Source organism: Pseudomonas sp. MWU15-20650, assembly GCF_023242475.1.
Lineage (GTDB): Bacteria > Pseudomonadota > Gammaproteobacteria > Pseudomonadales > Pseudomonadaceae > Aquipseudomonas.
Genome location: NZ_JALJFG010000004.1, coordinates 181,379 through 205,764, shown reverse-complemented (window position 1 = coordinate 205,764; position 24,386 = coordinate 181,379). Strand labels below are relative to the sequence as shown.

Here is a 24,386-nt window from a genome sequence, read left to right as displayed (position 1 = left end):
TGTGGTTCGGCACTAACCTGTGCCACTGAATTAACTCACTGTTTTATTCCATAAAATGGATTTAAAGGAAGGTCATGTCTGCTTGCTCACGGGTCGTCACCTCGGGGGCTGCCTACCTCGACATCGATGCCTACGCCTGCTGCATCGCCTACGCCGAGCTGTTGAATCACCAAGGCATACAGGCTCGCGCCGTCAGCAGTGCACCGCTCAATTTCAGCATCCCCCGCACCGTGCTGGGCTGGCCGTGCGCATTGGACGACTACCGGCCCGGTGCCGGGGATGAGTTTGTGCTGGTGGATGTCTCTGATCACCACCATGTCGACCCGGTTGTGGCGCTCGACCGCGTGGTGGAGGTGATCGATCACCATCCCGGTTTCGAAACCTACTGGGCACAGCGACTCGGCCCCACCGCCGAGATTCGCCCGATAGGGGCGGCGGCGACCCTGGTGTTTCTGCGCTGGGAAGCTGCTGGCCTGCTGCCACGGATCAGCGAGCACAGCGCCGCCCTACTGGCCACCGCAATCCTGGACAACACCCTCAACTTCCGCGGGCAAATGACCACCCCAGCCGACCGGCGAGCCTACGACGTGCTCGCCCGCCGAGCGACATTGGCGGCCAATTGGCCCGCGCAGTACTTCACCGAGTGCCAGGCGGCCATCGAGTCTGATTTGACCGCCGCCCTGGCAGCCGACATGAAGCGCATGGCGGCCACCGACAACCTGCCCCAGGTGTTCGCACAAATGACTGTGTGGGATGCCGCAGCGCTGATTCACCGGCACCACCCCATGATCGGCCGCTGGCTGTCGGGGCAGGGCGACGACTGGGTGTTGAACGCGATCAGCATCTGCGATGGCAAGAGCTACCTGCTCGCGCAAGCCCCGGGCAGCCAGGGCAAGATCAGCCGTTTGCAGCCGGTCCGGTGGCAAGCGGGTGTGGCGGTGCTGGAGCCTTCGTTGCAGCGTAAGGAGTGGGTGGGGTTGGCGTTGCAGGTGGGGTTGCCAGGGTAGGTGTGGCAAGCCAGTCAGTTAAGAAGGAACACTATCACTGTGGGGGATAGGGTTGCCTTCAAAAGGGGTGTAGAGACCTATGCCGCGATGGGCATTGGTCAGCGAGGTTTTTTGCCTGCCTGAGCGGCGCTTACGCCGGCCAGGCGTCGGCGCCAATCGCCACCATGCTGGGCGTTGCATGCTTCTTCCGAGTCGAAGCGTATGCAGCGCTCCATGTTCACCGGGGCTACATCCGCGTCGCACAGTGCAGCTGCTGTCAGTTCTTCCATGCGTTGGCCGGCGCCGCTGGCCAGGGCGTGGTCTTTATTGGCGCGTGTGTCGAACACCCAGGTCACCCGCAGGCTTTGCGCGAAGGCGGCGTAGTCCACGGTGTGGGTCAGCCAGTCGAAGCCCGGTATTTCGGCTTTGGCGGTTTCGCAGGCGTCGGTAAGCGTGGTGATCAGGCGGCGTTCGAGGCGGGCGTTGTCACGTTGGGTTGAAGACATTAAAGGGCGCAACTCCATTAGAACGGTATGTGACATCAGCCTATCGCTGTTGGAAGGCTATTTTAAGCCCCAGCCCCATAAACAGCGTGCCGATGATTTTCCCTTCCCACCGACGCCACTTGGAAAGCCCCTTGAACCCCCGACTTAATGGGCGAATCGCGACCGCCAGCAGGCTGGTGTAAACCGCACTGAGGCCGGAAAAGATCAAACCCAACACCGCGAACTGCACCAACGACGAACCCGATTCCGGGTGGACGAATTGCGGCAGGAACGCGAGGAAAAAAATCGCCGTCTTCGGGTTCAGCACCTCAGCACCCACCGCCTGGAAAAACGCCTGGCGCGGCGTGACCGCGGGCAACTCCAGCCGCCCGTGGGTGCCGGATTTAGCCATGAATGCGCGCACGCCCAAGTAGATCAAATAAGCTGCGCCTACCCACTTCACCACATTAAACGCCGCCGCCGACGTCATCAGAATCGCCGACAAACCCAAGGCCGCGCACAGCGTATGGACCAGATCGCCTGAGGCGACACCCAGCCCGGTGGCGATCCCGACCTTGCGACCACCTTGAAGGGTGCGGGTGAGCACCAGCAGTACCGAAGGGCCCGGGATCAGAAAAAGGCCGATCACAACGGCAATGTAGGTGACGAGGGCGGTGAGTTCGAACATGGCGGGCGGTCTCGAGGTGAGGCGTGGCCTACAGTAATCCTCAAGCGAACCTTCAATGCAATGTTATTGATTAGCTGCGCCGCCTTGATGGCTAAGCGCCGATACGCGGACGCGACCACCGGGGATTTACAACTATTAACGGGTTCAAACCGTCATTCGGGATAGGCTTTGAACGGCAAGTCTGGATCAGCCCCCACTCCCCGTGCGATGAGCCTGCAACCATGAACCGTCCCACCCTCACGGCTACATTTTTTGCGCTGGCCACACTGCAAGCCGCCTCGGTGCAAGCCGCAACGCCCATCACCCATGTCGCCATCTACCGTGGCCCGGCGGGTTGCGACGACTGTTCTGAAAGCGTCAAACGGGCATTGCAGCACGTGAGCCCGACCTACCAGATCGACTTTGTCGGCGTGGATGAGTCGATCGACATCACCCCGCAAACCCTCGCGCGCTACGACCTCTACGTTCAGCCCGGCGGCGGCCAAGACATCCCCGCCGCCCTCGCGAGCCTGGGCGATGCACGCGCGCAAGCCATTCGTGAATACGTCGCCAAAGGCGGGCGCTACCTGGGGTTGTGCATGGGCGCTTACCTGGCAGATCACAGCAACCTTGGGTTGATCCCCCACGACCTCGACACCGAAGCGGGCCGGCCCGGGTTTGAAGTGCCAGGTATTGCCGACGCGGCCGTGCGGGTGACGTGGGAGGGGAAACCGGACACCGTGTTTTACCAGGACGGCCCGTACTTTCCCAAGGCGGACGCCGCTTCGCCCTACAACGTGCTCGCGACATACCAGAACGGCGACGTGGCGGCGGCGCGGTATAGGTATAAACAGGGCGTGGTGGTACTGAGCGGACCGCACCCGGAGGCGGGGCGGGAGTGGTTTGAGGGGGCGGGGATTGCGGTAAGTATGATGCCGAAGGGGGAGTTGTTTGAGGGGTTGGTGCGCAGGGTCGGGGAGTAGAGGGGTATTGCAGGGAAGTGGTTTGCTGCAAAGGGCTGGTATCGGCCATCAGCGACATTACCGTGTTTGTCCAGCGTTCGTTGTCAGCCTCGTCGGCGTTGGGTCGATTTTTTAGCTTGCTGAAACGTTTCATCAAGTTTATAAAAATGGCAAAACTCCAAGAAAGGCTGCCGCCATGACCCCGCTCAAACTCTTTGTTGCCCTCAGCGCACTGTCCGCTGCTTCTCACGCCATGGCCTGGGATTACGTTCTGCTCGACACCGACAAAGCCGCGCAGAGCTGGCAGATCACCAGCCAGCAACTCGGAATAAAAACCGACAAACCCTTCAGCGTTGCCCTGCGCACTCTGCACGGCGGTCGGCAGGAGGGCGTCAGCATCGTCGACATCGATAACGGCACGATGAAACTCTCGGTAGTGCCGACTCGCGGAATGAACGTCTTGCAGGCCTCGGTCGGCAATGTGCGCATGGGCTGGGATTCTCCGGTCAAGGAAGTGGTCAATCCGTCCTTCATCGAACTCAATAGCCGCGGTGGTCTGGGCTGGTTGGAAGGTTTCAATGAGCTGGTCACCCGCTGCGGATACGAATGGGTCGGTCACCCCGGCATCGACAACGGCGAACTGCTGACCCTGCACGGTCGGGCCGCCAACATTCCTGCGAACAAAGTCACCCTGCATATCGATGAAAAACCACCGTACGCCATCACCCTACGCGGCGAACTGAAAGAGCAGGCGTTCAAGAAGGTCGACTTCTCGGTCGCGACCGAACTGGCCACCGAACCTGGCAGCGTCGTGTTCACCCTCAACGACACCCTGACCAACAACGGCGACTATCCGAAGGAATACCAGGCGCTGTATCACAGCAACTTCAGCACCCCGTTCCTGGAGCAGGGCGCTCGTTTCGCCGCGCCGGTAAAACAGGTGTCGCCGTTCAACGACAAGGCCAAGGGCGAACTGGCCGACTGGCAAACCTACCGCGCACCGACCAAGGACTACGACGAAACGGTTTACAACGTGGTGCCGTATGCCGATGCCAAGGGCGATACCTTGACCGTGTTGCATAACAAGGCCGGCAGCCTGGGCGTTTCGGTCGGCTTCAATACCCAGACACTGCCCGTGTTTTCCCTGTGGAAAAACACCGATACCCCAGGCCAGGGCTATGTCACGGGGCTGGAGCCGGGCACAAGTTTTTCCTACAACCGCCGTTATCAGCGGCCACTGAACCTGGTACCGACAATTGGCTCCAAGGAACACAAGCAGTTCCGCATCAGCTACAGCTTGTTGACGGATAAGGCGGCGGTGGATAAGGCCTTGAAGCAGGTGAGCGAGATTCAGGATGGGCGGGAGACTGAGGTGCGGCAGACGCCGTTGGTTGATCTGACCCAGGGGTGAAACCGGCTGGAGCATTGTCGGCCGATATTGCAGCCCCTCGGCCACGTGTTCGCGTCTGATCCCGTCGGCTTGTTCAAGGTCCGCCAGCGCGCGCGACCTTGAGCACTCGATGGGCTGCTCGCAATGATTCGGTCATTGTCCGCGCTTGGCCCGGAGAATGTAAAAACGCTTCACCAGAATTGAAGTATGCGCATCTACGTTAAACCTGAAGTTTATCGGCTCGTCAGCCGAATTTCTTCTTTCGCAACCCCACCGCCACGCCCATCAAGGTTAGTGCACCGCCTATAGCGTGGTAGGCGTGCATGCGCTCTCCCAACAGTATGCAGGCCACCGCGGCCACCATTACTGGAACCAGGTTCAAGTACAGCGAAGCCTTTGGCGCGCCCAAGTGCTGTACCCCCTTCATCCAGAAAAACGGCGCGCCGATCGACGCGGCGATGCCCGCGTAAAGAATCAGGGGTGCATTGCTGACGGTTACCTGGGAGATAGGACTCGCCAGCCAGACCGGCAACGTCACCAGCACGCCAAACCCTACTTGCACGTGCAGTTGCTGCCAGGTTGAAAGTGGCAGAGTCCAGCGTTTGAGCAGCAGGCCGTACAACGAATTGGCGAAGATGGCGATCAGCATAAGGCCGTCGCCCGGTCGAAGGTTTTGCTGGAGCAGGCTCATGGGCTGCCCTCGGCTTGTCAGCCAGATCAGTCCCGTCAGGGATACCAGGGCGCCAGTGAGCGTGCGTACCGGCACGGCCTCACGCGCGATGGCGCAGGCCAGCAGCGCGGACATCAGCGGTGCCAGCGACACCAGCACGCCCATGTTGATAGCGGATGTGGTCAATGCCGCCTGATAGGCCAGCCCTTGATACACCGCCATGCCCAGCACGCCCAACACCATCAGTTTGGGCCAGTGCTGCACCACCACGTGGCGGTTGTGCCACACGCCCTTGCCGGCAAACAGGCTCAGCAGTGCAAAAGCCAGCAGCCACCGGTAGAACACAATCGAGGCTGGCTGGATGGCGACGGCGGCGGCTTTGGTGACGATGGTATTGCCGGCCCAGATGACGACGGCGCACAGCGGTGCCAGCGAGGCGGTAAAAGTGCCCGTGATGGACGCTCGGCGGGTGACGGGGAGGCTGGACGAGTCTGGCATGTTCGAAACCTTGATAAGAACGAGTCCGGTGGATTTTTGCCAAACCTATTGATTAAATAAATTGCAACGATAGCAACCTATGCGTGCGTTATTTGCAGTGGTTGACTGGCGGCGCTCATTTGCTCAGGTGCAATCATCATGAAAAATCTCGACCTCAACCATTTGATCGACCTGGACGCATTGCTCAGCGAGGGCAGCGTTGCTGGCGCTGCCAGGCGCCTGAACCTGAGTGCCCCCGCGATGAGCCGTCGCCTCGCGCATTTGCGGCACGCCTTGGGTGATCCGTTATTTGTACAGGCAGGGCGAGGGCTGGTGCCTACCCAGCGGGCGCTGGATCTGCGTGAGCGGGTGCGTACTCTGATTGAAGAAGTGCGGAGCATTCTCGCGCCGCCGGACATCGAACTTGCCCACGTCGAGCGTACTTTTACCTTGCGTACCAGCGATGGCGTGATCGGGACATGGGCTGCGGCGCTGTGTGCTCGGCTGCTTGAGCTGGCACCGGGGATTACCCTGCGGTTCGTATTGCGCCCCAAGAAAAGCATGGAAGCGTTGCGCAGTGGCGAGGTGGACCTGGACTTGGGTGTGCTCGATGGCGACGCGCCGGAAATCAAGACTCAGACACTGCTGAGGGCACAGTTCATGGGCGTGGTAAGGGCAGATCACCCTTTGGCCAGGCTTGAGAACATCAATGTAGAACGGTTCATTGCCTGGCCCCATGTCAATGCGTCGCGGCGCGGAGTGGCCGATGGCCCGATTGATCATGCCTTGGCAGCGGTAAACGCCAAGCGTCGCGTGGCCCTGGTGGTTCCATCGTTCCAGGCGGCCATGGCCATGGCCATGAGTTCAGATTTCATCGCTGCCATACCCGAGCCATTCGCGCGTTGGAGCGCTCACTCCAGCCAGTTGCATATCTTCGCGTTGCCGGTCGTTACGCCGCAGGTCAGCATCGCCATGAGCTGGCATCCCCGGCACGATACCGAGCCTGTTCACCGATGGCTGCGAGAGCAGATCAGGCAAACCACCGCCAGCGTCTTCAAGCCCACCGGTGGCGCTGGGTAGAGCATAGAGGGCACGGGAGGAAGGACTGCTTTTGGCCAATTCTGTTGAAAAAGTCGGCCATAGGTTCCAGCACAAAAAAGTAAGCGTATGAGATTGAAATCCAGAATGTTGTCAGACGCACTTCGACTGAAATTTCACGTAGCGGCGTGCTAAGAGGCGCTTTCACCGATAGTTTTTTTGGCAGCTTGAGAAAACCGACTTTTTCAACAGAATTGGTCAAAGACGGCCTTTCGATCAGGTTAGAGTTGGGTATTTGCCCACAAATTAAATTAATTATCGCTCCACTTTATCAATATATACTTCTACTGCCACCAATACATAAGCAGGCAAAAATGGATAATTTGTTTGAATCAGTCAGCACTGCAGATAGGATCAGATCTGAAAGCGAATTATTTGACGGTATAATAAAGGTATTATTCATCACAGGAAATCCTCTCCTTATTGATGAGATATTCTTTGCTCTTAGAGTAAAACTCACCCTGCCAGATTTTCAAAGTAATTACATGGAGACGTTTAGAGCGATTGCCAGCGCTGAGCGCGACTCAATTCTGGCTGAAATTAAAATATGCGAACATGCATGCAAACCTTCGTACTTTTACGAGTCTCAACTTCCTTGTCTCGAAGAAATGCTCTCAATAAAAGATATCGATGAATATATTAATTGGCTGGACTCAAACCCAAGATTTGAAGACACCAAGCTCCATCTAGCCACAAGAGTTATGCAAGAGCAAGAAATTGGCCTTGCAGAGGCAACTCACTATGTAAACAAGCTTTATAGCTTGTACAGCGTTACAGCTTTTCTGTACGAGCGCTATAAGTCCCGCATCATGAATGAAAATTTCATCTTCGATTTATTCGACAGTAAGGAAACCCAGCAGCTACTGCTGGACACATATAGAACTTTAGGCGTTAATCTTCTTGAGCAGGATGCTCAGTTTTTAAAATACGACCTGATTTCACTAGACGAAAACCTTATTATTTGCAACCAAAAAGACAGCCAGACGCTGATAGAGAAACGAACGGGAATTCATTTCACCATTCATGTACCGCGCGATGTGTTGCTCGCTCTTGAGAGCTTAATAGATAAAGGTTATGTCCGCGAAATTTCCTTCAGGATAGGAACGATTGCAAAAGCCGTACCGTCATTAGAAAATCTCGAGTACGGATCTTTTTTCAGCTTCAGAGCACTAGAACTACCTAAATTCTCTAAATTTTATAACTCGAAATGCTTTGATGATAGTCTGTGGATTCATGTGGATCACAAAAAATCAAGCATCACTTTTGAGGAGCTTTATCGCGATTTCCCAGAGAGGGATGGCTGTGTAGTAACTCAAGTAATTCATTTGGAGCTAACTAAAGGAGAGAGTGATTTTTTTATAAGTCACTTGGATCATGAGTATATTATTTATACTCTAGATGAATATATAAATAGACAAACCAACCCGAAACAGAAAGGCCATAAAAAATGCAAAACATTCAAGATTGACAATGCAAGAATTCCATTTGATTACAAATACTCAGATCGCCACTTCATATTTCAAATTCTAGATTCGCATTTCAACAACAAAGAACTTATCCGAGAATACTTTTCCCTTGCTTGCCTTCCACAAGAGTAGACTAAATTTATAATTTCTTATCATTTTCGACATGCTTAGTTTCTAAAAGGTAGGTCCTCGGTCCTGCCCGATATAGGCAAGCCTTAACTATAAGGCTTTGTCGTTAAATTCTAAGGGCTGGGGCGAGCGTCAATTGTTACGGCTCACTGCTGGGACTTCGCCTTGAGTCGAAAACGGCATGTCGCGAACTGCTGATTTCGACCGATTCTGTTGAAAAAGTCGGTTTGCCCAAACTGCTCGAATACTGATGGGTGAAACTCCCATTTTTTCACGCTGCTACGTGAAATCCGAGTCCCGCAGCCTCTGCTGAAGGTAAGGATTTCAATCTCAGACGCATACTTTTCAGCCATGGAAGCCAGGCCGGACTTTTTCAACAGAATCGGCCGATTGCTGCCTGCCAGCACCTTACGCTGCCCGCGTTGGGATGACCGCCTGCAAACCTGGGATGGCTAGGCTTGGCCGGAACTCGAGCCTTTGAGCTTGGCTAAACCCTGTTTGATGTAGCCGGCGTTTTCACTAATCGTGTCAAGCGCACCACGAACGTTATTCCCAATCTCTGACGAGCCTTGTTGTTCCAGGTGCAGTGTCAGACTCCATTAAGTCTGCCTCCACGAATAGTTGGTTGGTGTACATCCTCTCAAGTGCATCGGAAAGCGAATAATCACCAAGCATGGCGGCGGCTCCTTCTGAGAAAAAGTACAAGCATAGTACCGGTAGTGCCCTTGTCAGGCAGTGATTTTAACTTGCTTAGAAATTGCTACAACGCAAAAGGGTTGTAACAGCTAAACCCGTGAGACCGGGGTGTTGGGGGAGGGCTACGCCCGATCAATCATTGGCGTGCTTGAGGGGCGAATCCCTATCCGCGTTAGGGGAAGGGATTCTTACATGGGGTCTGTTTATTGATACCGTTCCACGCTAGCAATTCCGATAGAGCTCTAAATTGGCATAGGAGGCACAAGACGGCAAAAACTCATCCTCTTCTCAGCCATTTCTTGCGGGACCATGGCCCAGCGGAAAAAAAGCCGCCGTCCACCAAAGAGATCATCCTTAACAATACCAAGCGTCTGATCGTCAGAAGGGGGCGTTTCACGGATTTCGCCGGCAATGAAATATACGTTGCCTTTTTTGACGGTGAGATTGAAACGGTCTCCGATATAGGAACCACCTAACGGCGGAGTGTTAGCCTCAAAGAGGTGGGTGCCCTCTGGCAGTTTGAGCTGCAGATATCCACCAGAAGGTAACTCTGCCACTTGCTGCTCATCAAGTTTTATATACAGGGTTATGCGGCGAGCAGCACTGTGTACCGGACGAAAAACGTAGACAGTTGCGCTATCCGTATTTGCTTCTGCCGGCCCCCGATAATAAGGCTGATGGTCTAATGATGGACCGCTAGAGCAACCTTGCAGCAAGCTTAACATGCCCATCAGGCAAACAGACAAAAATATACGGAACATCAGAGGTTCTCCCTTGACTTTCTTATGCTTAGAAAAATGTTAGGTGGCATAGGGGGCTAACTAATTGCGGTCCCCTATCCCTCCGAGATCATTTATGCGATGTTGCGCTAGCCGGACAGTGTCACGCTAGCAATAATCAACCAACTCAATGACAAAAAGCGGTGGACGGAAACCTACACAAGAACACTGCCAGCCCACAACCAATCAGAGCGTCCCCTTTATTCACTCAGATATTAGAACCCCTAGTTTCGGTTGGTCTACACCCAACACTGTGTCGGAATGTACTGGCTGCAATGGGGCAAAAATGGGGCAAACCATACGCCATTCTATGCCAACTAATGCCCATTATGCATTTATGCAACCTGCCGTGGACGTGTGTCAGAGCCAGTAATCACAGGAATATCTCCCCAAGTCCAGCACATACTCCTACACAATCGGGGTGTGAGCGATGCGACGTAGCGAGAGGCTGCTTACGACCGATTCTGTTGAAAAAGTCCGGCCTGGCTTCCATGGCTGAAAAGTATGCGTCTGAGATTGAAATCCTTACCTTCAGCAGAGGCTGCGGGACTCGGATTTCACGTAGCAGCGTGAAAAAATGGGAGTTTCACCCATCAGTATTCGAGCAGTTTGGGCAAACCGACTTTTTCAACAGAATCGGCCAATTGCAGCCCTTCCTGAAAAACACTATCGACCAAGAGCCCCCCTTTCCCTGCCAACCGGTCTACCATGCCTCCCCCGGCAGTGGTTCCACGCGCTACCGATCTCCACCCTTGAAGGTATCGCCATGTCCATCGACCAAATCTCTCTCCCCAAAGGCGTAGGTCCTCACGCCGCCAAACTCCTCGACGCCATCACCGGCGCGTCCACCCATGAAGAACTCAACCGCGCTGGCGGCAAGGCTGAAGGGTTTGTTTTGGGACTGGAGTCTACTAAAGCCATCAAAAGCCAAATCGCCGAGTCGTTGTATGTGGCTTACGACGATGCGGCGAGCCATCGGGCGGGGGAGTTGAAAGGCTGATCATCGGGGGGGGGGCGGTTTGAGCTTCGGCGGGGCCGCCAGTGCGTTTTGTTTCTTGAGACAGTTTGCGCGGGGGGCTTTAGACTGCGGGCTTTACCTTTCTCAGGATGAGGCTGTCATGTTTAAAGTTGTCGTTGCGTCACTGCTGTTGGGCTGCACTGTCTGTGCTTTTGCCGATACGAAGGTTGATGTTTCGAAGATCTACGGCAAGATCCAGTTCGTTAATAGCTACCCCGACTACAAGGTCAAAGTGGTGAACCAGTACCCCGATCTCAAAGTGCAGAAGGTCGAGAGCTACCCTGATTCAGTTGGCAAATGGAAAACAGTCGATAGCTACCCCGACTACAAGCTCCAGATTGTCGATTCCTATCCTGACTTCACCATTCAATACGTGGAAAGCTACCCCGGGGTGAATTGACACAGGCTCATCGCCGCGTCGTTGTAGGTCGCTTACAACGACGCGGCGAGTGATGCGGCGGTTCTACTGGTCAGCCAGGGCAGGGCGCTTCTCGGTCGAGGAGTTTGGCCGTCAGCAGGACGCCCAGTTCGCTCAGTTGGTGAATAGCCAGCGCGATGTCGCGGTGTTTGCCGCTCAGGTCTTCGGACAGGTCGAGCAGCAGGGTACTGACGCTGGTGAAGGTTTCGTAGCTGTTGGTGATGAGGGTTTCGTTGCTGGCGTCGGGAGCGACGGTGAAGAGGGTGGTTGAATCGGATTTTGCTTGAGGCATAACGATATCCTGGTTTTGGCTGCCACCCTGTCGCTACTAAACAAAAAGGTGGCAGCTGTACGCAGGTTAGTAGACCGGTGGATATCAAAGCCGGCGCACCCGAAGGCGCCCTACGCACAGCCACCATCAAGCGCAGACACGATGTCTGATCGATGACGCTTAAGCACTTTCAATACCCAACTCAGGCTACTAAACCCGATCACTGAGAGATTCAGCGACCGAGCCACCTTAGAGACGGCCACCCCAGCGCACAAGCCGGCGGATTCTGACGCAGGCGTAGGCAATGGAGCAAGGTGCTGACGCCATATTGCGCGCTTAACGGAAAACGCCTACATCCCTGTCCCGCTCGTATAAAAAACAGCCCTTAACGAAACTGTCCGACAACCTGTTGTACAGTCAGCTTCCCAGGAAAGCACCGACGTCGAAGGACAGCCCATGACATTGACCGTCGACACCTTGCGCCAACTGGCCATGGCCAACCCCACCAACGCTGAAATCACCGCGCGCCTGCCGGCCCTCGGTGTGGAGCAGTGCCTGTTGACGGCGGGTTGTCTGTTCCAGGCGGTGTGGAACCATCAAGCGAATCTGCCTGCCGCTCAGGGCGTGAAGGACTATGACGTTTTCTACTTCGACGAAGACGTGTCCTACGAGGCCGAAGACGAGGTGATCCGTAGGGCGCAGGCGCTGTTCCAGGACCTGGGCGTCAATGTCGAGGTCAAGAACCAGGCGCGTGTCCACCTGTGGTACCCGCAGCGCTTTGGTCGGCCGTACCCGCAGTTGCACTCGGCCAGGCAAGGGGTCGACCGTTACCTGGTGGCGGGCACCTGCATTGCGCTGGAGATTGCCTCGGGTGAGGTGTACGCGCCCTACGGCCTGGAGGATGTGGAACAGGGCGTGCTGCGCATCAATCCGCTGCATGCGGAACCGGCGTTGTTTTACCCCAAGGCCAAGAGTTATCAGGCACGCTGGCCTTGGCTCAAGATCGTGGAGCCGGGTTCAGCCCCATAATCCGCCCAGCACGCCGCAGCCGATGACCACCAGCCATGGCGGCAGCTTCCAGAACATCAGTGCGATCAGGGCCACCAGCGCCAGGGCGAAGTCGTAGCCGGTGAACATCGCGTGGGTCCATACCGGCTGGTACAGCGCCGCCAACAATAGCCCCACGACTGCCGCGTTGACGCCGGCCAGTGCGGCTTGCGCGCGCGGGCTTTGGCGCAGGCTGGCCCAGAAGGGCAGCGCGCCGAAGATCAGCAGGAACGAAGGGGCGAAGATCGCCAGCAGGGCCATCACGCCGCCCAGTACGCCGGTCGGGGCCTGGTTCATCGAGGCACCGAGGAACGCGGCGAAGGTGAAGAGTGGGCCGGGTACGGCTTGTGCCGCGCCGTAGCCGGCAAGGAATACGTCATTGCTCACCCACTGCGTGGGCACGACTTCGGCTTGCAGCAACGGCAGCACCACATGGCCACCGCCAAACACCAGCGAGCCGGAGCGGTAGAAGGCGTCCACCAAGGCCACGCTGTGCAGGGCCGTCGATTGTGCCAGGAGCGGCAACCCCACCAATAACACCCCGAACAGCCCCAGCCACATCGCGCCCGCACGCCGGCGGATGGGGATGTGCAGCGGGGCTGGCGCGCCCGTGGGCTCGGGTTTGAACAGCAGCAGGCCGGCTAGTGCGGCCGTGGCGATCACGCCGACTTGGCCCCAGGCAGATGACATGAGCAGCGCCGCACACGCCGCGCTCAACATCAGGGCCACGCGGGCCGTGCCACGGCACAGGTTGCGCGCCATGCCCCAGACGGCTTGGGCCACCACGGCCACCGCGACCACCTTGAGGCCCTGCAGCGCGCCATTGGGCAGGCCGTTAGCGTAGTGGGAAAGGCCCAGCGCAAACAGGATCAGGGCCATCGCCGAAGGCAGCGTGAAGCCCGCCCACGCGGCGGCGGCACCGCGGTAACCGGCGCGGGACATACCCAGCGCGATGCCCACCTGGCTGCTGGCCGGACCGGGTAAAAATTGGCACAGCGCCACCAGGTCTGCATAGCTGCGCTCGTCCAGCCAGCGCCGTCGGGTGACGAACTCGTCGCGAAAGTAACCCAGGTGGGCCACTGGGCCGCCGAAAGAGGTGAGGCCCAGGCGCAGGAAGATCAGGAACACCGCCCAGGGGCCGGCGCGGTGATCAGGGGGTAGGGTGGTCAAGTCGGGAGGTCTCGATCAAGGTAAAACGCGCTAAGGTGTAGTGGCACCCTAGCGGGTTTTGATGACGTGCAGAAGAGGCGGCTATGTGCGCCGGTAGCCATGAGGATTGAATTTATACGGGTGTATTTGAGTCATTGAAAGGGCAGCGAAAAGGCCCTCCCATTCATCACAGCTGATCGCAGCCAAGGACAGACCATGATCTTTCTTATTTTCCTCATTGCCTGCGGCGCCGCGGCCAGTACGGGCATTATTTTCAAACCCGGCGCGTGGTACGAATCCCTCGTCAAACCCCGCTTCACACCGCCCAACTGGCTGTTCCCGGTGGCCTGGACGCTGATCTATCTGCTGCTCGCCTGGGCCGGCTACCGCCTCACCCTGATTCCCGGTAGCCAACTGGCGCTGGGGTTGTGGGCGGCGCAGATCGCGTTGAACACGCTGTGGACGCCGGTGTTCTTCGGTGCCCATCAGGTTTTTGCCGGGATGGTGGTCATCGTGCTGTTGTGGCTGGTGGTGGCGGCGATGGTGCTGTTGGCGTTGCGGCTGGACGTGATCACCGGGTTGATCCTGTTTCCGTACCTGGCGTGGTTGAGTGTGGCGGCGGCGTTGAATTTCTCGATTTTGCGTAATAACCGCTGATGGCTCACACACGTTGGCCTGCCAGCGAGCCCGAGCTGGTCCAGATGCGCCGCTTCAATAAAAAGCTCGCCTGGCTGCCGCGTTTCAAGATCCGTAATCGCATCACACCGCGTTTGATCCAGGCGCTGTTGTTGGCCAGTCAACGGTTGAAAAAGGCGCCTGCCGCCGAAAACCGGCGAGTGGGGGGTGTGCCCGTGCGCATCCTGCGGCCGGAAGGCAAGGCCAAAGGCGTGGTGCTGGATATCCACGGCGGCGGCTGGGTGATCGGCAATGCGCAGATGGATGACGACCTGAACCTGGGCATGGTCCGGGCGTGCGGTGTGGCGGTGGTGTCGGTGGATTATCGGCTGGCGGTCAACACGCCGGTCGCGGGGCTGATGGACGATTGTTTGGCGGCCGCGCGTTGGCTGTTGGGTGATTGTCCGGAGTTTGCCGACCTGCCGGTGATCTTTGTCGGGGAGTCGGCCGGCGGGCACCTGGCGGCGGCGACGCTGCTGGCGCTCAAGCAATGGCCGGATTTGCTCAAGCGAGTGAGTGGGGCGGTGCTGTATTACGGGGTTTACGATTTGACCGGCACGCCGAGCGTGCGTGAGGCTGGGCCGCAGACATTGCTATTGGATGGGCCGGGAATGGTCGAGGCGTTGCGCATGCTGACGCCAGGGCTGAGCGATGACGCGCGTCGACGGCCGCCGTTATCACCGTTGTATGGCGACGTTGAAGGGTTGCCGCCGGCGTTGATGTTCGTGGGGGACTTGGACCCGCTGAAAGACGACACGCTGTTGATGGCCGAGCGCTGGGCAGCGGTAGCGGAGGTTGAGGCGCACCTGCTGCCGGAATCCGCTCATGGGTTTATCCATTTTCCGGTGGCGATGGCCGATAACGTGTTGGCCTATAGCCGCCGCTGGATATCGGCGCGCACGTTTCAGTCACGGCTAATGCCGAGCAGTTAAAGAGGTACACCTCCCCACAGCTCTGCGGTTGCCCGCTCGAGCGCTTAACTGAGCGGGAGCAGCCGCAAGATTTGCGCGCCATCAAACGGGTCCGTCAGGTAATGCGCCTGCACACCGAAGGTAACTTGTAACCGCTGTGGCGTGAGTACGTCCAGCGGTTTGCCCAGGGCCACTAGCTGCCCGCGTTCCAGTACGGCCAAGCGATCACAGGTCAGCGCTTGATTCAGGTCATGCAGGGCAATCAACGTGGTCACCGGCAACGCCTGCACGCCCTTCAATATTGCTAACTGATGCTGGATATCCAGGTGATTGGTCGGTTCATCCAGCAACAGAATCTGCGGCCGTTGCGCCAGGGCGCGGGCGATGTGTACGCGTTGGCGTTCACCGCCGGAGAGGCTGCGCCAGGCACGCTTACTCAGGTGGCTAGCGTCCACGTCATGCAGTGCCTGATGCACGATGGTGTCGTCCTCGCCGGACCACGGGCTCAGCGCCGACAACCATGGCGTGCGTCCCAACGCCACGGCGTCGAAGACACGGATGGCATCATCGGTGTCGGCCTGTTGCTCTACCACCGCCACCTGTTGCGCGATCGCGCGGCGGGACAGAGCACCGAGGCGTTCGCTACCCAAGCGCACTTCGCCGCTGGCCGGTGTGCGCACGCCGGCGAGCAGTTTGAGCAGGGTGGATTTGCCGGAACCGTTCGGCCCGACGATGCCCAGTGTTTCTCCCCGCTGAACCTCAAGGTGAATATCACGCAGCAACTCGGCGTCGCGCACCTTGAAGCCCAGGCCGCTGCAACTCAATACCGTCACCGTGCATTCCTCCGGCCGATCAAGATCAGCGCAAATACCGGTGCGCCCACCAAGGCGGTGACCACGCCCACGGGAATGACCTGGCCCTTGATCAAGGTGCGTGACAGCACATCGGCGGCAATCAGGAACAACGCGCCGCCCAAGGCGCTGGCCGGCAGCAAGCGTGAATGCCCGGTGCCAACCAGCAGGCGTACGGCATGGGGAATCACCAGGCCCACAAAGCCGATCGAGCCGACAATCGAGACCATCACCGCCGTCACCAATGCAGCACACCCCACCAGCACAAACTGGACGCGGCGCACCGGGATGCCGAGGGAAGCTGCCGAGTCGCTGCCGAACGTGAACGCATCCAGCGCGCGGCGGTACCACAGGCAGACCGCCAGGCCCGCAACCGCCACGGGCACCGCCAGCCACACGGAGGGCCAGCGCACGCCGCTGAGGTTGCCCAGCAGCCAGAACAGGATGCCGCGCGCCTGTTCGGAGCTGGCCGATTTGGTGATGAGGAAGGCGGTGAGGGCATTGAACAACTGCGAGCCGGCGATGCCGGCGAGGATGATCTGACCGGTGCCACTGGATGAGCCGCTGGCCCGAGCGAGCAGCATCACCAGCGCAAACGCGGCCATGGCCCCGACAAATGCGCCCGCCGACAGTGACACCAGCCCGCCGCCCACCCCGACCAAGGCCACGAGTACCGCGCCGGTTGACGCCCCGGCGCTGATGCCCAGCAAGTAAGGATCGGCCAATGGGTTGCGCAACAGCGACTGCAGGATCACCCCGCACGTCGCCAGGCCCGCACCGCAGGCGGCGGCCACCAGGGCGCGGGTCAGACGGTAGCTCCACACCACGCCTTCGTCGATGGGGTCGACCACGTAGCCGGCCGCCCAGAGTTTGTTGGCGAGCACCTGCACGACCACCTGCGGTTCGATGGTGGTTTCACCGATGGCAACACCCGCGAGGAGGGCGATCAGCAGCAGTGCCAGGGCGAATAGGGTGCGCATCATTGAGCCAGGTCGTAGCCGTCGATGGCTTTGGCCAGTTGTTCCAGGCCATCGAATGTGCGCAGGCTCGCCTGCAGCGCCAGGGCGTCGAGGATGATGATGCGGTTGTTTTTCACCGCGTCCATGTTGCGGGTCACTGGGTCGCTGCGCAGGAAGGCGAGTTTCTTTTCATGGTCGTCGGCGGGGTAGCGACGGCGGTCCATGCGCGCAATCACCAGGAAGGTCGGGTTGGCCTTGGCGAGGGTTTCCCAGCCGACGGCGGGCCATTCTTCATCGGACTGCACCACGTTGCGCAGGCCGAGGGTTTGCAGCATGAATTCGGGAATGCCCTTGTGGCCGGCCACGTACGGGTCGCTGGCCAGTTCGGCGCTGGAGAACCACACCAGTGCGCTCGCTTGCTTCAAGCCTTTGCCCTGCGCGGTGGCGACGGACTGGGCCAAGCGCGCCTTGAGTTCATCATTGAGCTGTTGGCCGCGATCCTGCACATCAAAAATTTGCGCCAGTTGGCTGATGCTCTTGTAGAGCGTTTCGATGCGGAACGGTTCCAGCCGCGTGCCGTCGGCGCCGACCAGGTTGTCCTTGCCTTCGCAGTCGGAGGGCAGCAGGTAAGTGGGGATCTTCAGTTCATGGAACTGTTCGCGGGTGCCCACCACGCCTTGCGGGCCTACCACCCATTCCAGCTCGGCCGCCACCAGTTGCGGGCGCTTGGCAACCACCGCTTCAAAGCTCGGCTCGTTGTTGGCCAGGCGTTCGATGTGGTCGTTCTGCGCCTTGAACTGTGGCAGAACGCTGTTGAACCACAGCGAGGTGCCGACCACGTTATTGGCCACGCCCAAGGCGTACAGCATTTCAGTGGCGGCCTGACCGATAGTCACGCTACGCGCGGGCGCCTGCTGGAACGTGAGGGTGCTGCCGCAGTTCTGTAGCGTCAGCGGGTAGTGAGTCGGCATCGCTTGGGCCAGGGCACAGCAACCCAGGCCGGTCATCAGGGCGGTAAGGCGTGGCAGCATGGGGCGATCTCCGTGTGAACCCTACGTGTAGCGGGGGAGGTACGGTTCGGAAATACGCCCTTGAACGCTGCCGGTGCAGGGCCAGGATGTCCTTCCCGGACACCCCGCCGGTCGTGATTGTGCTGGGCCGGCAGGTCTCCTGACTGATGCGTCGTCGCCTCGCTCCCGCCTTCCCGGGCAAGGCCCAGTGGCAGTGTGGAGCAGGCTCAGCACCTACAGTTGCGGGGGCAGTTTCGATTAACGCGGGTACCGCGCTTCGAATTCCCTATTAGTCCCGTTTGGGAACCGGCGCGGTATGGTAGTCGATTGCGGGACGTAGGGGGGAGTTCCAGTGGTGTGTGAGGCGCATCCGTCAGCGAATCGGCGATGTGTTCGCGGATTTTGCTAAATGTGACATCAGGTCCGAGAGTATTTTCGTCGGTGCCATCGCGAACAGCATTGCCTCAATGATATGACGGCCGCTGAGGTTGAGTTTTGGGTTGGATGGCATCTCATTCGCGAGGTTCAGGGCCGTTTCATCGAGCAGTTTTATATAGGCGCTATAGGTTTTATCTGCGGCAATGTGAAATATTTTCTTGCTGCGGGCAGAAAAGTGCGGATGTTGCAGGTGCTGCTCGTTGATGCGCCCTTTGGTAACCAGTGGCAGGACAAATAAGGTCTCTATGTCAATGAGGTTGAGTCGTGGGCTGCGGCCCGCCGGCATTGCGTAGAATTGACTTGTGTTGCCTGCCATGAAGTTAATGACGTTAATCGAATAGCTGACGCGAGAATCGTAGATGGGGGCCCAGTCATGCAGGAGTGTCAAATATTTTGACCAACTACTAATACCATCCATCGAGATGTCATCAAAGTAAGCTTTTCCCTTTTCCGCGCGTAGACGAGTCGTCTCTACGATGCGCTCTAACTGCTTGTTGCCTGCGACACCGCCCCATTCAGAGATGAAGTATTTTGCCACCTTGAGGTGAAGGGTGGGGTCTTCACTGTTGCGAAGTTGCTCGCTTAAGGCAGACTTTAAAATACTCAACTTATAGAGCCAGCTGTCCCCCTCGGAAAAGCTGACTCCGGAGACTTCCTCGGCGCGTGCTAGGTTAAACGGCCAGTCGTAGTAAACCTCTGCATCTTTCAACAGAGGGCGAAGGTACTCAGTAAGCGGTTGGGCGTTTATCATCGAGGGCATTTACGGGGATCCTTCTAGGGCGGTTGTCAGTCAAGGTGCTGTCAGGGCGCCACTCTGCTGGGGTTTCAGGCAAAGGATCCACCGGAAGATTTGTCGTCGCCCCATTTTCGTTGACCGTCAATGACGGTGCTAAATATTTTTTCCAAAGTTACATGTTTTTGGCATGAACCGACGGCCATCAGGATTTTTCGGGAAGTAAGCCAGTACTCGGTTGCCGCCTAGAAATACTACACTTTCCGCTGTGCTGGCCCAGTCATCGCTGCATAAGTGGTGTGCGTTGAAGTCGGCCCAGAGCGCGAACTTCTCAACGAGCATCTGTTTGTGGGCGGACAAGTTGGCGGTGATGCCAATAAAAACAGATGAAAAAAACGCAACCGCAAAAACTAACAGTGTGAATTTAGCCAGTTTCTTGAAGGCAACCGGCAAAATCAACAGGATGGGTATTATGCCCGCCATACACACCGAAACGATGATGAACGCACTCCATAGGCTCGCCAGGAAACTTTCTTGATAGAGCAGGCCGAAGGGCGCAAAGAGCGCGGCTAACAAGGTATAAGTTATGCCCAGGCTGTTGGCATCAATATGAAAGATCTCATTGATGAGTGCCGCCGCCCATTGTTTTGCGAAAATCGAGTAAATAAAAATAAGCCAGGTTAACAGTATGCCTGTGTGCCATTTCGAAAAATAGCTGCGTACACTTATCCCTGTGTTTGATACGGCGAGCCATAACCAAATGAATATAAAGGGCAGAAGTCCGGTAAAGAAGATGGTGGCAGCGGCCACCAGTCCATTTGACGACAGATAGGTTAGCGCAATGGCGCTCAGCCACAACACTAAAACCACGAGATAGGGGTTTTTTAACCAGCGCAACATTAACATCCTTGTTGGGTTTTCAGGTGACGCGTGGGGCGTAAGTTCAGGGCTGAGTGCGAGTGCGTCGCCCGACATTTCGAGAAGTCACAGAGCCAGGGTGAATGATATCAATGTGGCATCACTGTGTCGACACGCTTGTCTTGCGTGCTGGGCGCCACACCTGTCGCCGTGGCGCCCATGACTGTTCGCCTTACTTGCGATCCAGCCACACCGTCTGCGCATTGCAGAATTCGCGCACGCCAAAGTGCGACAACTCGCGCCCAAAGCCGCTTTTCTTCACGCCCCCGAACGCCACCCTAGGGTCGGACACGCTAAACGAATTGACGAACACCCCGCCGGTTTCCAGTTGGTTGGCGATATCCCGCGCTTTCGCCGGGTCGTTGGTGAAGAGACTGGCGGTCAGACCGAATTCGCTGTCGTTGGCCAGGGCCACGGCGTGCTCGGCGTCGCGGGCGGTGATGATGGAGGCTACGGGGCCGAACAGTTCCTGTTTGAACGAGGTCATCTGGTCGGTGACGTTGGCCAGTACGGTGGGTTCGTAGTAGTTGCCGGCACCGCTGACGGTGTTGCCGCCCAGCAGCAGAGTGGCGCCTTCTACCAGAGTAGCCTGGACCTGGCCGTGCAGTTCGTCGCGCAGGTCGAAACGGGCCATGGGGCCGATGTAGGTGGCGGTTGAGGTGGGGTCGCCCATGACCAGCGCGCGGCTGGCTTCGAGGAATTTGGCGGTGAACGCTTCCACCACACCTGCTTCGATGATCAGGCGCTTGGCGGCGGCGCAGACCTGGCCGCTGTTCTGGAAGCGGCCGATCACCGCCGCCTGCACAGCGGCGTCGAGGTCGGCGTCGTTGAGCACGATAAACGGGTCGGAGCCCCCCAGTTCCAGCACGCACTTTTTCAGCGCCGCCCCCGCCTGGGAGCCGATGGCGATACCGGCGCGCACGCTGCCGGTCAGGGTCACGGCGGCGATGCGTGGGTCGGCGATAGCGTTGGAGACGCCGTCCTGGGTCACGTTGATCACTTCGAACACGCCATCGGCAAAGCCGGCTTTGCGCAATGCCTGTTGGATCAGGTAGGCGCTGCCCATGACGTTCGGTGCGTGTTTAAGCACGTAGGTGTTGCCGGCAAGGAGCGTCGGCACGGCGCCGCGCAGCACTTGCCACACCGGGAAGTTCCACGGCATCACGGCGAGGATCGGGCCCAGGGGGCGGTATTCGATCTGGGCGCTGCCGTTGTCCACCAGGGTGGGCTCCGGGGCGAGCATGGCGGGGCCGTGGGCGGCGTACCACTCGCTCAGTTGCGCGCACTTTTCGACTTCGGCGCGGGCCTGGGCGATGGGTTTGCCCATTTCCAGGGTGATCATTTGCGCCATGTCTTCGGCTTGTTCACGCAGGGCGCTGGCCAGGGCCAAGAGCCGTTCGGCGCGTTGCCCGACCGGCTGGCGCCGCCAGGTGCGGAAGGCGGTGGTGGAACGGTCGAGGGCTGCATCCAGTTGGGACGCGCTTTCGTAGGGGTAGCTGCCGACTGTTTCGCCCGTGGCGGGGTTGATCGACAGGGCGTGGGTCAGGTGGGAAATAGCGTTCATGGCACCGTCCGGCTGAAGGCGTGGAATGAGGCCAGCGTACGGAGCTGTATCTTTTCTGGAAACTGAATAATATTAAGCAACACATTCACGATTGGAGAATGACTTGGATCTGGTGCAGCTGGAAATCTTCAAGGCCGTTGCCGAGCAAGGCAGCATCAGCGCCGCTGCGCAGTTGATTCATCGGGTGCCGTCGAACCTGACCACCCGTATCAAGCAACTGGAGCAGGATTTGGGCGTGGCGTTGTTTATTCGCGAGAAGAGCCGTTTGCGTTTGTCACCGGCGGGGTGGAATTTTCTCGGCTATGCGCGGCGCATTCTCGACCTGGTCCAAGAGGCTCGCGCGACCGTGGCGGGGGAGGAGCCCCAGGGCGCATTTGCTCTCGGTTCGTTGGAGAGCACGGCGGCCGTGCGCATTCCCGCGTTGCTCGCGGCGTATAACCAGAAGCACACCAAGGTCGAGCTGGACCTGAGCACGGGGCCGTCGGGCACCATGATCGAGGGGGTGCTGGCCGGGCGCCTGACGGCGGCCTTTGTCGATGGGCCGGTGCTGCATTCCACGCTAGAGGGTGTGGCGGTGTTTGAGGAGGAGATGGTGGTGATTGCGCCGCTGCACCATGCGCCGATCACCCGGGGGCGGGAGGTGAATGGCGAGAACATCTATACGTTTCGCTCCAACTGTTCGTACCGGCACCATTTTGAACGTTGGTTCGCTCAGGATGGCGCGGTACCGGGCAAGATCTTCGAGATCGAGTCTTACCACGGCATGCTCGCCTGTGTCAGCGCCGGTGCCGGCCTGGCGCTGATGCCGCGTAGCATGCTGGAGAGCATGCCGGGGTTTGCGGCGGTGAGTGTGTGGCCGTTGACGGATAACTTCCGGATCTTGCACACCTGGCTGATTTGGCGCCGGGGTACGGTGTCGCAGAGTTTGAACAGTTTTGTGAAGTTGCTGGAAGAGCGAGGTTTGACGCTGGCATCCGCCAACGCGCAATGACCGGGGAGCTAGCCGCCGAATTGGAAGGTGCCCATCGCCAGTTTCGCCAGCAACGCTGTCGCGCCCAACTGCACCAGCCACAGGGCCAGGCCGCCGAGGAAGACACCGAGTGCCACTTGCAGCACCAGGCTCTTCTGGCGCTTGGCGTGTGGTGTGCGCGGGGTGTAGTCATGCAGTTCGTCGCGGTCGGCGCGCAGGTCCAGGTCGTCGTTTCTCATAGGGCTCTCACAGCAAAGGGGCAGTTGGGGTTCAGTCTAGTGTGTTCGCCAATAAAAAGGGGGAAGCCATTGGCTTCCCCCTTCGTATGACGCTTGCAGGCTTACAGCACCTGAACAATCGCCTGGGTCACCGCGCCAATGTTCGACTGGTTCAGCGCCGCCACACAGATGCGGCCGGTGTCCAGTGCGTAGATCCCGAACTCGGTGCGCAGGCGGGTGACTTGCTCAACGGTCAGGCCGGAATAGGAGAACATCCCACGCTGGCGGCCGACGAAGCTGAAGTCGTGGCCTGGAGCCGCCTTGGCCAGTTCGGCCACCATCTGCTCACGCATGCCACGGATGCGCAGGCGCATTTCGGCCAGCTCGGCCTCCCACTGGGCGCGCAGTTCAGGGTTGTTCAGCACTGCAGCCACAATCGCCGCGCCGTGGGTCGGCGGGTTGGAGTAGTTGGTGCGGATCACACGCTTGACCTGGGACAGGATGCGCGCGCTTTCTTCCTTGGATTCGCTGACGATCGACAGCGCGCCCACACGTTCGCCATACAGGGAGAACGACTTGGAGAACGAGCTGGAAACGAAGAAGGTCAGGCCAGACTCAGCGAACAGGCGCACGGCAGCGGCGTCTTCGTGGATGCCATCGCCAAAGCCTTGGTAGGCCATGTCGAGGAACGGCACCAGGTTCTTGGCCTTGACCACATCCAGCACGTTTTGCCAGTCGGCCGGGCTCAGGTCCACGCCGGTCGGGTTGTGGCAGCAGGCGTGCAGCACCACGATCGATTGTGGCGGCAGGGCGTTGAGGTCTTCGAGCAGGCCGGCACGGTTGACGTCGTGGGTGGCGGCGTCGTAGTAGCGGTAGGTCTGCACCGGGAAACCGGCTTTTTCGAACAGCGCCTGGTGGTTTTCCCAGCTTGGGTCGCTGATGGCAACCACGGCATTGGGCAGCAGTTGCTTGAGGAAGTCGGCACCGATTTTCAGGGCGCCGGTGCCACCGACGGCTTGTGCGGTGATGACACGGCCAGCACTCAGCAGCGGGGAATCTGCGCCGAACAGCAGTTTTTGCACCGCCTGGTCATAGGCAACGATACCGTCAATCGGCAGGTAGCCACGGGCGGCGTGTTGGGCCACGCGAATGGCTTCCGCTTCGGCAACGGCACGCAAGAGTGGAATCTTCCCCTCTTCGTTGCAGTAAACGCCCACGCCAAGGTTGACCTTGGTGGTTCGTGTATCGGCGTTGAATGCTTCGTTGAGGCCCAGGATAGGATCGCGTGGTGCCATTTCGACAGCGGAGAACAGGCTCATTTTTGCGGCAGCTCTATGGGGGAAGGGAGGGACGTGTCGCGCTCCAGCCGAATGCACTAGAGCGGTGCACAAACGGGGAGCTAGTATAGAGGCCATCACGGCTGAGAGCGAC

General features: G+C 58.5%; 25 protein-coding genes, 1 pseudogene and 1 riboswitch. Of the genes and pseudogenes, 11 read left to right on the top strand and 15 right to left on the bottom strand.

From position 1 onward, the window contains the following. The first annotated feature begins 74 nt into the window (after positions 1-74). Entirely contained in the window at positions 75-1,007 is a 933-nt protein-coding gene (locus M5B43_RS06190) for a DHH family phosphoesterase (protein ID WP_248749253.1), read from the top strand. A gap of 98 nt (positions 1,008-1,105) precedes the next feature. Here the strand turns inward: M5B43_RS06190 and M5B43_RS06185 are convergent, their stop codons facing one another. After that, a complete protein-coding gene (locus M5B43_RS06185) occupies positions 1,106-1,492 on the bottom strand; it encodes a hypothetical protein (protein WP_248749252.1) in 387 nt (128 codons plus the stop codon). A 40-nt stretch (positions 1,493-1,532) separates the two neighbouring features. After that, positions 1,533-2,159: a LysE family translocator gene (locus M5B43_RS06180; RefSeq protein ID WP_248749251.1), complete on the bottom strand. Its 627-nt coding sequence runs from the start codon at positions 2,157-2,159 to the stop codon at positions 1,533-1,535. A gap of 221 nt (positions 2,160-2,380) precedes the next feature. On the opposite strand from M5B43_RS06180, the gene M5B43_RS06175 reads away from it, so the two are divergent. Both M5B43_RS06175 and M5B43_RS06170 read left to right on the top strand, forming a co-directional pair. Continuing rightward, positions 2,381-3,121 (top strand): BPL-N domain-containing protein, encoded by a 741-nt coding sequence (locus M5B43_RS06175; protein ID WP_248749250.1) that lies wholly within the window; start codon positions 2,381-2,383, stop codon positions 3,119-3,121. Between the two features lie 175 nt (positions 3,122-3,296). Then, the gene (locus M5B43_RS06170; RefSeq protein WP_248749249.1) at positions 3,297-4,511 is read left to right on the top strand and encodes an aldose 1-epimerase family protein; all 1,215 of its coding nucleotides are present in this window, start codon (positions 3,297-3,299) and stop codon (positions 4,509-4,511) included. A gap of 223 nt (positions 4,512-4,734) precedes the next feature. On the opposite strand, the gene M5B43_RS06165 is transcribed toward M5B43_RS06170, so the two are convergent. Beyond that, complete coding sequence (locus M5B43_RS06165) at positions 4,735-5,658, bottom strand: DMT family transporter (protein ID WP_248749248.1); 924 nt, start codon at positions 5,656-5,658, stop codon at positions 4,735-4,737. Positions 5,659-5,796: 138 nt separating this feature from the next. Between M5B43_RS06165 and M5B43_RS06160 the strand changes: the two genes are divergently transcribed. After that, complete coding sequence (locus M5B43_RS06160; protein WP_248749247.1) at positions 5,797-6,717, top strand: LysR family transcriptional regulator; 921 nt, start codon at positions 5,797-5,799, stop codon at positions 6,715-6,717. Between the two features lie 332 nt (positions 6,718-7,049). After that, entirely contained in the window at positions 7,050-8,333 is a 1,284-nt protein-coding gene (locus M5B43_RS06155; RefSeq protein WP_248749246.1) for a hypothetical protein, read from the top strand. A 449-nt stretch (positions 8,334-8,782) separates the two neighbouring features. On the opposite strand, the pseudogene M5B43_RS06150 reads toward M5B43_RS06155, so the two are convergent. Together M5B43_RS06150 and M5B43_RS06145 are read right to left on the bottom strand one after the other, a co-directional pair. After that, a pseudogene (locus M5B43_RS06150) lies at positions 8,783-9,005 on the bottom strand (hypothetical protein). Positions 9,006-9,268: 263 nt separating this feature from the next. Beyond that, positions 9,269-9,787 (bottom strand): DUF2846 domain-containing protein, encoded by a 519-nt coding sequence (locus M5B43_RS06145; protein WP_248749245.1) that lies wholly within the window; start codon positions 9,785-9,787, stop codon positions 9,269-9,271. Between the two features lie 784 nt (positions 9,788-10,571). On the opposite strand from M5B43_RS06145, the gene M5B43_RS06140 reads away from it, so the two are divergent. After that, positions 10,572-10,805 carry a hypothetical protein gene (locus M5B43_RS06140; RefSeq protein ID WP_248749244.1) on the top strand — a complete coding sequence of 78 codons (234 nt, stop codon included), beginning with the start codon at positions 10,572-10,574 and terminating at the stop codon, positions 10,803-10,805. A gap of 118 nt (positions 10,806-10,923) precedes the next feature. After that, positions 10,924-11,223 carry a hypothetical protein gene (locus M5B43_RS06135; RefSeq protein ID WP_248749243.1) on the top strand — a complete coding sequence of 100 codons (300 nt, stop codon included), beginning with the start codon at positions 10,924-10,926 and terminating at the stop codon, positions 11,221-11,223. Between the two features lie 70 nt (positions 11,224-11,293). Here M5B43_RS06135 and M5B43_RS06130 read toward each other — a convergent pair whose 3' ends face one another. After that, positions 11,294-11,533 (bottom strand): DUF6124 family protein, encoded by a 240-nt coding sequence (locus tag M5B43_RS06130; protein WP_248749242.1) that lies wholly within the window; start codon positions 11,531-11,533, stop codon positions 11,294-11,296. A gap of 435 nt (positions 11,534-11,968) precedes the next feature. Here M5B43_RS06130 and M5B43_RS06125 point away from each other — a divergent pair, with 435 nt between their 5' ends. After that, the gene (locus M5B43_RS06125) at positions 11,969-12,541 is read left to right on the top strand and encodes a nucleotidyltransferase family protein (RefSeq protein ID WP_248749241.1); all 573 of its coding nucleotides are present in this window, start codon (positions 11,969-11,971) and stop codon (positions 12,539-12,541) included. On the opposite strand, the gene chrA is transcribed toward M5B43_RS06125, so the two are convergent. Then, on the bottom strand, positions 12,530-13,729 hold the full coding sequence (gene chrA, locus M5B43_RS06120) for a chromate efflux transporter (protein WP_248749240.1): 1,200 nt from the start codon (positions 13,727-13,729) through the stop codon (positions 12,530-12,532). The two genes, M5B43_RS06125 and chrA, sit on opposite strands and share 12 nt — an antisense overlap. Before the next feature lie 195 nt (positions 13,730-13,924). On the opposite strand from chrA, the gene M5B43_RS06115 reads away from it, so the two are divergent. Next, the gene (locus M5B43_RS06115) at positions 13,925-14,365 is read left to right on the top strand and encodes a TspO/MBR family protein (protein WP_248749239.1); all 441 of its coding nucleotides are present in this window, start codon (positions 13,925-13,927) and stop codon (positions 14,363-14,365) included. After that, positions 14,365-15,315 (top strand): alpha/beta hydrolase, encoded by a 951-nt coding sequence (locus M5B43_RS06110; RefSeq protein WP_248749238.1) that lies wholly within the window; start codon positions 14,365-14,367, stop codon positions 15,313-15,315. The genes M5B43_RS06115 and M5B43_RS06110 overlap by 1 nt, the downstream gene beginning before the upstream one ends. A gap of 44 nt (positions 15,316-15,359) precedes the next feature. On the opposite strand, the gene M5B43_RS06105 is transcribed toward M5B43_RS06110, so the two are convergent. From M5B43_RS06105 to M5B43_RS06080, 6 genes are all read right to left on the bottom strand, one after another. After that, positions 15,360-16,127: an ABC transporter ATP-binding protein gene (locus M5B43_RS06105; protein ID WP_248749237.1), complete on the bottom strand. Its 768-nt coding sequence runs from the start codon at positions 16,125-16,127 to the stop codon at positions 15,360-15,362. Continuing rightward, positions 16,124-17,128 carry an iron ABC transporter permease gene (locus tag M5B43_RS06100; protein WP_248749236.1) on the bottom strand — a complete coding sequence of 335 codons (1,005 nt, stop codon included), beginning with the start codon at positions 17,126-17,128 and terminating at the stop codon, positions 16,124-16,126. The genes M5B43_RS06105 and M5B43_RS06100 overlap by 4 nt, the downstream gene beginning before the upstream one ends. Then, on the bottom strand, positions 17,125-18,135 hold the full coding sequence (locus M5B43_RS06095; RefSeq protein ID WP_248749235.1) for an ABC transporter substrate-binding protein: 1,011 nt from the start codon (positions 18,133-18,135) through the stop codon (positions 17,125-17,127). Before M5B43_RS06095 ends, M5B43_RS06100 begins: the two co-directional genes overlap by 4 nt. Positions 18,136-18,246: 111 nt before the next feature. Then, a riboswitch (cobalamin riboswitch) is annotated at positions 18,247-18,440 on the bottom strand. Between the two features lie 47 nt (positions 18,441-18,487). Next, positions 18,488-19,312 (bottom strand): hypothetical protein, encoded by an 825-nt coding sequence (locus tag M5B43_RS06090; RefSeq protein WP_248749234.1) that lies wholly within the window; start codon positions 19,310-19,312, stop codon positions 18,488-18,490. Between the two features lie 129 nt (positions 19,313-19,441). After that, complete coding sequence (locus M5B43_RS06085; protein ID WP_248749233.1) at positions 19,442-20,185, bottom strand: hypothetical protein; 744 nt, start codon at positions 20,183-20,185, stop codon at positions 19,442-19,444. A 190-nt stretch (positions 20,186-20,375) separates the two neighbouring features. Further along, on the bottom strand, positions 20,376-21,767 hold the full coding sequence (locus tag M5B43_RS06080) for an aldehyde dehydrogenase family protein (protein ID WP_248749232.1): 1,392 nt from the start codon (positions 21,765-21,767) through the stop codon (positions 20,376-20,378). Positions 21,768-21,870: 103 nt separating this feature from the next. Here M5B43_RS06080 and M5B43_RS06075 point away from each other — a divergent pair, with 103 nt between their 5' ends. Further along, a complete protein-coding gene (locus tag M5B43_RS06075) occupies positions 21,871-22,758 on the top strand; it encodes a LysR family transcriptional regulator (protein ID WP_248749231.1) in 888 nt (295 codons plus the stop codon). 8 nt (positions 22,759-22,766) lie between these two features. Here the strand turns inward: M5B43_RS06075 and M5B43_RS06070 are convergent, their stop codons facing one another. Both M5B43_RS06070 and M5B43_RS06065 read right to left on the bottom strand, forming a co-directional pair. Then, complete coding sequence (locus M5B43_RS06070; protein ID WP_248749230.1) at positions 22,767-22,976, bottom strand: hypothetical protein; 210 nt, start codon at positions 22,974-22,976, stop codon at positions 22,767-22,769. A gap of 101 nt (positions 22,977-23,077) precedes the next feature. Beyond that, a complete protein-coding gene (locus tag M5B43_RS06065; protein WP_145165990.1) occupies positions 23,078-24,274 on the bottom strand; it encodes an amino acid aminotransferase in 1,197 nt (398 codons plus the stop codon). Positions 24,275-24,386: the final 112 nt, after the last annotated feature.

Excerpts from the sequence above, each read along its gene's own strand:
- M5B43_RS06180 (WP_248749251.1), bottom strand. The coding sequence starts at position 2,159 with ATGTTCGAACTCACCGCCCTCGTCACCTACATTGCCGTTGTGATCGGC.
- M5B43_RS06090 (WP_248749234.1), bottom strand. The coding sequence starts at position 19,312 with ATGCCCTCGATGATAAACGCCCAACCGCTTACTGAGTACCTTCGCCCT.
- M5B43_RS06130 (WP_248749242.1), bottom strand. The coding sequence starts at position 11,533 with ATGCCTCAAGCAAAATCCGATTCAACCACCCTCTTCACCGTCGCTCCC.
- M5B43_RS06085 (WP_248749233.1), bottom strand. The coding sequence starts at position 20,185 with ATGTTGCGCTGGTTAAAAAACCCCTATCTCGTGGTTTTAGTGTTGTGG.
- M5B43_RS06110 (WP_248749238.1), top strand. The coding sequence starts at position 14,365 with ATGGCTCACACACGTTGGCCTGCCAGCGAGCCCGAGCTGGTCCAGATG.
- M5B43_RS06145 (WP_248749245.1), bottom strand. The coding sequence starts at position 9,787 with ATGTTCCGTATATTTTTGTCTGTTTGCCTGATGGGCATGTTAAGCTTG.
- M5B43_RS06185 (WP_248749252.1), bottom strand. The coding sequence starts at position 1,492 with ATGTCTTCAACCCAACGTGACAACGCCCGCCTCGAACGCCGCCTGATC.
- M5B43_RS06115 (WP_248749239.1), top strand. The coding sequence starts at position 13,925 with ATGATCTTTCTTATTTTCCTCATTGCCTGCGGCGCCGCGGCCAGTACG.
- M5B43_RS06155 (WP_248749246.1), top strand. The coding sequence starts at position 7,050 with ATGGATAATTTGTTTGAATCAGTCAGCACTGCAGATAGGATCAGATCT.
- M5B43_RS06135 (WP_248749243.1), top strand. The coding sequence starts at position 10,924 with ATGTTTAAAGTTGTCGTTGCGTCACTGCTGTTGGGCTGCACTGTCTGT.
- M5B43_RS06065 (WP_145165990.1), bottom strand. The coding sequence starts at position 24,274 with ATGAGCCTGTTCTCCGCTGTCGAAATGGCACCACGCGATCCTATCCTG.
- M5B43_RS06190 (WP_248749253.1), top strand. The coding sequence starts at position 75 with ATGTCTGCTTGCTCACGGGTCGTCACCTCGGGGGCTGCCTACCTCGAC.
- M5B43_RS06175 (WP_248749250.1), top strand. The coding sequence starts at position 2,381 with ATGAACCGTCCCACCCTCACGGCTACATTTTTTGCGCTGGCCACACTG.
- M5B43_RS06125 (WP_248749241.1), top strand. The coding sequence starts at position 11,969 with ATGACATTGACCGTCGACACCTTGCGCCAACTGGCCATGGCCAACCCC.
- M5B43_RS06100 (WP_248749236.1), bottom strand. The coding sequence starts at position 17,128 with ATGATGCGCACCCTATTCGCCCTGGCACTGCTGCTGATCGCCCTCCTC.
- M5B43_RS06140 (WP_248749244.1), top strand. The coding sequence starts at position 10,572 with ATGTCCATCGACCAAATCTCTCTCCCCAAAGGCGTAGGTCCTCACGCC.
- M5B43_RS06170 (WP_248749249.1), top strand. The coding sequence starts at position 3,297 with ATGACCCCGCTCAAACTCTTTGTTGCCCTCAGCGCACTGTCCGCTGCT.
- M5B43_RS06165 (WP_248749248.1), bottom strand. The coding sequence starts at position 5,658 with ATGCCAGACTCGTCCAGCCTCCCCGTCACCCGCCGAGCGTCCATCACG.
- M5B43_RS06095 (WP_248749235.1), bottom strand. The coding sequence starts at position 18,135 with ATGCTGCCACGCCTTACCGCCCTGATGACCGGCCTGGGTTGCTGTGCC.
- M5B43_RS06160 (WP_248749247.1), top strand. The coding sequence starts at position 5,797 with ATGAAAAATCTCGACCTCAACCATTTGATCGACCTGGACGCATTGCTC.
- M5B43_RS06070 (WP_248749230.1), bottom strand. The coding sequence starts at position 22,976 with ATGAGAAACGACGACCTGGACCTGCGCGCCGACCGCGACGAACTGCAT.
- M5B43_RS06080 (WP_248749232.1), bottom strand. The coding sequence starts at position 21,767 with ATGAACGCTATTTCCCACCTGACCCACGCCCTGTCGATCAACCCCGCC.